At 38.4% G+C, this 6,674-nt stretch carries 7 protein-coding genes and 1 pseudogene; 4 read left to right on the top strand and 4 right to left on the bottom strand.

Going from position 1 to position 6,674, the window contains the following annotated elements:
- Positions 1-151: 151 nt before the first annotated feature.
- A complete protein-coding gene (locus tag L2748_RS22690; RefSeq protein ID WP_220783378.1) occupies positions 152-304 on the bottom strand; it encodes a hypothetical protein in 153 nt (50 codons plus the stop codon).
- Between the two features lie 211 nt (positions 305-515).
- On the opposite strand from L2748_RS22690, the gene L2748_RS22695 reads away from it, so the two are divergent.
- The 3 genes from L2748_RS22695 to L2748_RS22705 all read left to right on the top strand — a co-directional run bounded on the left by L2748_RS22695 (position 516) and on the right by L2748_RS22705 (position 3,405).
- Entirely contained in the window at positions 516-1,136 is a 621-nt protein-coding gene (locus L2748_RS22695; protein ID WP_220783379.1) for an XRE family transcriptional regulator, read from the top strand.
- A gap of 443 nt (positions 1,137-1,579) precedes the next feature.
- Complete coding sequence (locus L2748_RS22700; RefSeq protein WP_220783380.1) at positions 1,580-2,509, top strand: hypothetical protein; 930 nt, start codon at positions 1,580-1,582, stop codon at positions 2,507-2,509.
- A 740-nt stretch (positions 2,510-3,249) separates the two neighbouring features.
- Positions 3,250-3,405 carry a Hok/Gef family protein gene (locus L2748_RS22705; protein ID WP_220782108.1) on the top strand — a complete coding sequence of 52 codons (156 nt, stop codon included), beginning with the start codon at positions 3,250-3,252 and terminating at the stop codon, positions 3,403-3,405.
- Between the two features lie 374 nt (positions 3,406-3,779).
- Here L2748_RS22705 and L2748_RS22710 read toward each other — a convergent pair whose 3' ends face one another.
- The gene (locus L2748_RS22710; protein WP_220783381.1) at positions 3,780-4,025 is read right to left on the bottom strand and encodes a ribbon-helix-helix domain-containing protein; all 246 of its coding nucleotides are present in this window, start codon (positions 4,023-4,025) and stop codon (positions 3,780-3,782) included.
- A gap of 43 nt (positions 4,026-4,068) precedes the next feature.
- The gene (locus L2748_RS22715; protein ID WP_220783382.1) at positions 4,069-4,710 is read right to left on the bottom strand and encodes a ParA family protein; all 642 of its coding nucleotides are present in this window, start codon (positions 4,708-4,710) and stop codon (positions 4,069-4,071) included.
- 550 nt (positions 4,711-5,260) lie between these two features.
- Here L2748_RS22715 and L2748_RS22720 point away from each other — a divergent pair.
- Positions 5,261-5,398 carry a hypothetical protein gene (locus tag L2748_RS22720; protein ID WP_220783383.1) on the top strand — a complete coding sequence of 46 codons (138 nt, stop codon included), beginning with the start codon at positions 5,261-5,263 and terminating at the stop codon, positions 5,396-5,398.
- Between the two features lie 210 nt (positions 5,399-5,608).
- Here L2748_RS22720 and L2748_RS22725 read toward each other — a convergent pair.
- A pseudogene (locus L2748_RS22725) lies at positions 5,609-6,674 on the bottom strand (hypothetical protein); the annotation flags it as partial.

Below are 6,674 nucleotides of genomic sequence, written 5' to 3' on the forward strand. Positions count from 1 at the left end.
ATAACAGATGCTACATTCCCTTTCCTTGCAGATAAGGTCGGCGCCTAGCATACGGCTACCTCACATTCTTTAGGGTTAACCTGCCCTGCGCCGTTCTTAGCGCCCTCCAGTACAACATGTACCTACACTTCACAGTGTTGGAAACATCAAATTAACGCTTATGAATGACGTTAATGTGTAAAGAACTATTAAGCAGTTGAGCCGCCAATTCACGTTTACGGCAATTTTCCTGTTTAGCTTTTGCGGCTAATGCAGCGTAAGCGGCTGGAGAAAGCATTAACTGAATGGGTATGCCTTTAGACATTGGGCTACTCTATAACTAGGTAACTTAGCGTTACGTTTATTAGGGGCTATCCTCTGGATAACCCTACTGCTTGTGTTGATATGCTGCATGATAATTCAACATATCAATCAAGTAAACAAAATAATCACCAGAAATCAACTGTTGACTAAGCGGCGGTGGTACGAAGTCGTAAAAATGAATGCCGACTAGTAAGTAGGGGATTAGTGTTAATATGAAATTTTTAGATCGGCTGAAAAATACACGTAAATCTTTAGGTTTCACGCAACTTGATATAGCAGAACATGTTGGTATTTCTAAAGCGGCAGTATCTCGTTGGGAATTAGGTTATAGCTGTCCAAGTGGTGAGGTTTTACACCTTTTAGCGGAAAAACTACAATGCACTGTAAATTATTTGCTATCAGGTGAGGATGATATTTGTAATAACGTAACTTTTTTAAGGTTTTATTATGAAACAGCAACAACTGGAATTGCTGGTGTGAGGTGGGAGGAGAATATAAAAAATGTTCCATTACCCAAAGCTGTTGTAGAAGCTCAAGGGCAAGAGGAAAAACTTTATTGTGTAAAAGTGCAGGGTGTATCAATGAATCCCGTATTACGAGATGGCTCCGTAGTGGCTTTTAATACTCAGAAAAAAAGTATAAAAGACGGGTTTATGTATGTAATAAAGCAGGATAATTTTTTAAGAGTTAAGCTTTTGATTGAGGCGCCAGACCGAATAATCATAAGGTCGTATAATCAAGAATTTGAAGATGAAGTCATAAGTAAAAAATCACGAGCAGATTTTCATGTATTAGGACAGGTGTTCTGGTATGTATCAAGTATTGGAAAGTGATACTCGAATAAACAAAAAAATCCTGTAAAATTGAGTCGAAAATGTTTATAGTTACCCTATAACTTAAAGTGAAGTGCATTACAAAGAGCACTACTACATAGTTTTCTGTGTAGTGTATTTTTTAAGTTTAAAATGTGTTAGACCGCGAATCTAACTATATAGCATTTGCAAAAAAGCCGAACTCCTACACGTGTTCGGCTTTTTTGTGCTTAAAATTCACTCTTAGTAAATTGATCTTGCATAGTTCGTTTTGATCGATTAACTTAGCTAATCAAATATTTGGAGTCGCATCCAAATATATTAAATCGTGTAGAGTCTAATAATGAAAATCCAACAGCGCTATAGCTGCATATTGCAGCATCAATCCCTTTGTAGATCTAGATACATTCAATATGACATGCCGATCCTTTTGCGATCTAGTATGCCTATTGTGAGTGTGTCTAATGCAACACGCTAACCTAGAGACACTCTTTTCAACCATTGAGTGTGATGAGCATTGCTCTGAACTTCCTCCGTTGTCGTCTTATGATGATGCGAATGCTTTTGACTGTGAAATACCAGACGGACAAGCTTACACTGTCGTTGATGAAACTAAACGCCTCAAGAAAGCACGCAAAGCTGAGCGGGACAAAGTTAATGCTGAAATTCTAGAAACGGCTGATCGAGTTCATAAAAGCGGTAAGGCTGTTGGATTTCAAGGTAAAGTTGCCTCATTCAATGGATTCAAGAGCGCAAGACTTCCCGATTACGTTAAAACATTACTCAGACAAGCAAAGGTACTACCTCATAGAGAAGAATTTCTTGAACATAGTGACGGCTTATACCGTGGAACATTACAAGAGCGCTCTAAGATTATTCTAAGTTTGATGCTTTCTGCGTTTGTGGTTAATTGTAATGTTGCTAATGGCATGATCGTTGTTGCTACTCGTAAAGGCGGTAAGAACCTCACCCATGATGCGCTGAGAATGGAAGTGGCACTTAGGCATGGTGTTTATATTGCCGAATCAACTTGGTATTTTTATATCAATAAATTAGTCCAATGTGGTTATCTGCAAAGCGATACTGTGGCTATTTATGAAGATGGCCACGCTGCTATGTTTCATGCAGAAGCAAGTTACAAGGTTCTATCTAAAGGGTTGTTAGATATGCTCGGCGCGTCCCGTTTGTCCGTTCGTAACGGCGCTGCAAAGCATGAAGCTGATTTGAAAACGAAAGGTAAATCCTTTAAGCAAAAAGCACGTTACCCTAATTCACGTTACCGTATGGACGGTACGCTTCGTAAGAACATGAAAGTGGTTGAGCCATGCCAACGCTTGCTCGATCTGATCACTTCTCACCATGTACGTGAAACTTACCACGTACCACCTAATTAGCGCTAAAGCAGTTTATCAAAATGACCTATATCGGCTTACTTGCCGAGTTTTGTCGTGTCTGAACGCGGTATATTGCTCCTAAACGAGCTGAAATGTGCTGCTTAACTCGTTCTACATTTTGTATTTTTCATGGTTTTTGGTTCGCACTCTGTCTATTTAAAGTGATTGATGTTTTTTTTAGGAATTAGTTAAAGTACAAATCAAGACTGCAAAGTTAGTTGTGATCTTTAGGCTTAAAATCTTTTTCTTTTTTTGGGTTACAAGCTTTTAAAAAATGAAAGATAAAAAGATCTTTAAAGACCACAAACAAAAATGAAATGTCCATTTTCTAGCTAAAGCTAGAGGACATCATTTAAAAGCAGCGCTGAAAGGATATTTTGTCTAACCGACCGTTAGGCTTCATTTGTTTCTGTATAGCGGATTTGTCTGCGACGCTTGTCGCTACGCGACTGTCTGGCAGAAAGAAAAAACAAAATCGAAGCTAGCCTGTGTTGATAGTGTAACGATTTCAAGAGTGATTATTGAATAGAATGGTGAAACCATTCTTTAAAGAAAAAGCATTAGCGGGAATGATAATACAAGTGGTAAACTTCATGCGGGTGCTCTTGGCTATTTGGCAAGAGCATAGTTTTGTAACGGCCAGATAGACGAAAGCCCCAAAGTTAAATCCATTAACTATGAGGCCTACGATGTATCTCAACAATGCAAATAGTAGCCTCTTTCACTACAAGGGGCAAGATATGCCGAAAAGAAAAACAACTACTTTGAGTCTAGCTATCGTGTGTTTCACTCTGTTAGCTGCGCTGGCACTCATTAGAGATGATTTGTGTAAAGTGGAGTACCGTAACGGTACGATGTTTCTTAACGTTAATCTTGCTTACGAAGTAAGAGGCTAGCGAACATAGGGACGGTTCCGAACCGTCCCTATTTTTGGATTGTGACGTTACTTACCAGGAGCGCCCGACTTTCTCCAAAGTTAAGAGTAGGCGGTTTGCGTACATTACTTAACTAATGTGAATTGTTAAGCTGTAATTGTTTGACTACCCTAGCCTGTATCCAAGTTGGTTTAGTTGCTAGCCATTGGAATAATTCACCTGCTGGCATTTTTGGTAAGTCTATTAGACGAACTTTTTCGATTGCGATATACTCTTGTAGTGACATTGCTTAATCTCCGATGATTAATTGTGTTGCATAGTCAATAGCAGTGTCGAATACTGCTGTTGACTTTCGTTAATTCGTTAATTCGTTAATTCGTTAATTCGTTAATTCGTTAATTCGAGCCTTTTGTTTTTTTGTATTCTTCAAATGCCATTTTGATTACATCCACCATGCTCATATCATGTGATGCAGCGAAACTTTTTATATCCCGTTTGAATTCAGCGTCTACTTTAAAATTTAAAGGAACAAGCTCTGAGTTTGATGGTTTACTAGTATTGTTTCCAACGGTATTCAATGGTGTTGCTTGTGGAGCTGAACCTAATCTATTATTTTTAGGTTTTTTAGTTGGGGCAGCCATTTTACATTCCTATAATTCGTTAATTCGTTAATTCGTTAATTCGTTAATTCGTTAATTCTTCAATTCTGTTTATTAAATTCTGCATGACAACGTCCGCTTTTTCTCTTGGTTGTTTATATCTTGCTTCTGTGACACTTTTCCCTTCATTCATAGCTTGTCTATAACAAGGTTTATCCTCTATGCGTCCACCTATTACAAAGTAAGGCGTTTCGTCTAGATAGTTTTTAGCTTCGTTGTACTCTAACTCAGAGCCAGACGCTCTATTAAATACGAAGCATATTTTGTTTTTATCTATTCCCTCTTTACTTAAATTGTTAGCTAACACTACAGATGGCTCTAGATCATCAAGAGCCAACCCTGTAGGTATTACTATTAAGTCAGATGATTTACATATTTCTGTTGTCGTTCTACTAGCTGTTGGTGCTCCATCGAAAATAAATAAATCGTAATCATCAGATTTTTTCAATGCCTGTGTCGCACTTCCAAATGCTTCCACTGCAATGATTGGTTCTATTGAGTTATTTATTCTTCTTTGTAACCAAGTGAAACTAGTCGATTGGTTGATATCCAAGTCTGCTATTTTTACATCCCAACTGGCCGAAGCGTAACAAGTTGCAATAGCTCGTGACAACGTGCTTTTTCCTGAACCACCTTTTTGACCAACTACACTAATAATCAATGACATACTATCCTCTCGATACAATAGTTAATTCGTTAATTCGTTAATTCGTTAATTCGTTAATTCGTTAATTCAAAGTGATTGTACGTCTCATTACCTTGAGTGTCAATACAGGTTCGTTAATTCGTTAATTCGTTAATTCGTCACTCTGAGTGTGGCGAATTTGAATCGTCGAAAATGCGAGTGCTAATGATACTGATGTGTTCTATCCGATTAGGGTGTACCCCAATGAGATAAGCGGTTACGGTATGGTTACGGCGAAAACCTAATCAATGCGTTAACTTAAATGCGGTAGTTCTTGTGCGATAACATAAAAACGATAACCACCCAAGATAACTCGCTCTATGGGTACAGTGATTTCCTATCCCCAACAGCCCCTCGACATAAGACCATTTTTTTGTTGGTTGTCATGAAATCGAGATCGTTAAGTTGGTAAATTTTTTTGCTACTTATAAACTCGAAGAGTTGTATTTGCAGTTAGCGCAAAATGTCAGGAGTGGACAGAACTGACTACTGCAAATTAAGATAATCATGAATTAGAGAAGTTAGAACTAAAATGACAGAAGAAAAATCAAAAGTTGAAAAAATTTCTAAGGCTAAAAGAATAAAAATCAGAGAAAAGGTAAGAGAGGAGCTCGCAGGCCAACCAACCACCTGGCAACCAAAGATAGAACCTTATCGACGAGGATCTTAGGTTTAACTGCATTTTCAGCCTCAACGCCCCAAAAGGCAAAAGTGGTGAAATTCACCACTTTTTATTGGGCCATGATCTACCGCTTTTTGAGCAAGATAACACAGGGTTTTAAGCCTTTCGTGGCAGAAATTCCCCCAGTCATTTTTTTCGATGCATACAATTTGTCGTTATGTTAAATTCCTGTTGTATGCATAGGCGGCTATATAATGTTTATTGAGTTGAGTAATAATTTATATATGATTCAACCTCAAAGCCTTTTTGTTCAACATCTAAACTAAACCTAGAACGCATATTATAGTCTTTCATTCTATTGAAGTCTTCAGGTATAGATTCACCCGTTAGCTCCCAAAGACTCAATAGTGGTTTAAATATCTTCCTGTAGTCGGTAGATATGACCATCAAACCATTACTGACAAGTGGTTCTTCACCTAGGGCATTTGCAACGGCTTCCCCTTTCTCGCCAGCAAACAACACTATATGCTCCCCCTTAATCGCCAATTTGGGTGAGATTTTAATTTCTTCCGGCATAGGGATAATTGTGTTTAGCTCGATTGCGTTGCCATTAGTTGGTAGCTGAATGTCGGCTAACTCCGGTGCTAACGTTTTAGCCAAGTTAAATAGCACATTTGGGTTTTCAGCTGATAAGCTTACTACCGCATCTAAGCTTTCTAGTTGCGGATTATCCAAATCTTCATTGATCTTGTAATCAATAAGCGACGCCCCAAAACCTTTGACACCATTTGCCATCCCGGTAAACATACCTAGCATTGCGGGGCTATTTTGACTCATTTCCCCTTGTATTTGCGCTAAAGGTCCACATTGATACTCTGGCGTTAACATATCGTCCCAGATTGCCGATAATGACGGCGCCATCTGGTTGATATCTATTCCAAGTCCGAAGCTAAACACATTATTAACGTCTTGTACATATGATGGAATATAGCCTCGCATGGCTTGATAGGCATCAAGTAGTACAAGATTATTACTTTCTACAACTGTTCTTAAATTAAATGTGCTTTCATTATCTGTTACTTTAAACTCATCATATCCAGCGACTGTCCGTGGCCAATTATTAGCTATGGATGTGAGCTCCTGTGTACACTCGGGCGTTCTAAGTTCTATTAGAGGGTCTTCTTCACGTTTTTTAAACAGCTTAGATAATTGAACAGCAAGGAGGTTACCATCAATGCTCGTTAGACCTGTAGCAATCACCTGATGATTGATATAACCGATACTCTCATTCATAAAGTCATTATTCTTGATGATATCGTCAATG

Source organism: Shewanella sairae, assembly GCF_023283535.1.
Taxonomy (GTDB): Bacteria; Pseudomonadota; Gammaproteobacteria; order Enterobacterales; family Shewanellaceae; genus Shewanella; species Shewanella sairae.

Excerpts from the sequence above, each read along its gene's own strand:
- L2748_RS22695 (WP_220783379.1), top strand. The coding sequence starts at position 516 with ATGAAATTTTTAGATCGGCTGAAAAATACACGTAAATCTTTAGGTTTC.
- L2748_RS22715 (WP_220783382.1), bottom strand. The coding sequence starts at position 4,710 with ATGTCATTGATTATTAGTGTAGTTGGTCAAAAAGGTGGTTCAGGAAAA.
- L2748_RS22710 (WP_220783381.1), bottom strand. The coding sequence starts at position 4,025 with ATGGCTGCCCCAACTAAAAAACCTAAAAATAATAGATTAGGTTCAGCT.
- L2748_RS22700 (WP_220783380.1), top strand. The coding sequence starts at position 1,580 with ATGCAACACGCTAACCTAGAGACACTCTTTTCAACCATTGAGTGTGAT.
- L2748_RS22705 (WP_220782108.1), top strand. The coding sequence starts at position 3,250 with ATGCCGAAAAGAAAAACAACTACTTTGAGTCTAGCTATCGTGTGTTTC.
- L2748_RS22720 (WP_220783383.1), top strand. The coding sequence starts at position 5,261 with ATGACAGAAGAAAAATCAAAAGTTGAAAAAATTTCTAAGGCTAAAAGA.
- L2748_RS22690 (WP_220783378.1), bottom strand. The coding sequence starts at position 304 with ATGTCTAAAGGCATACCCATTCAGTTAATGCTTTCTCCAGCCGCTTAC.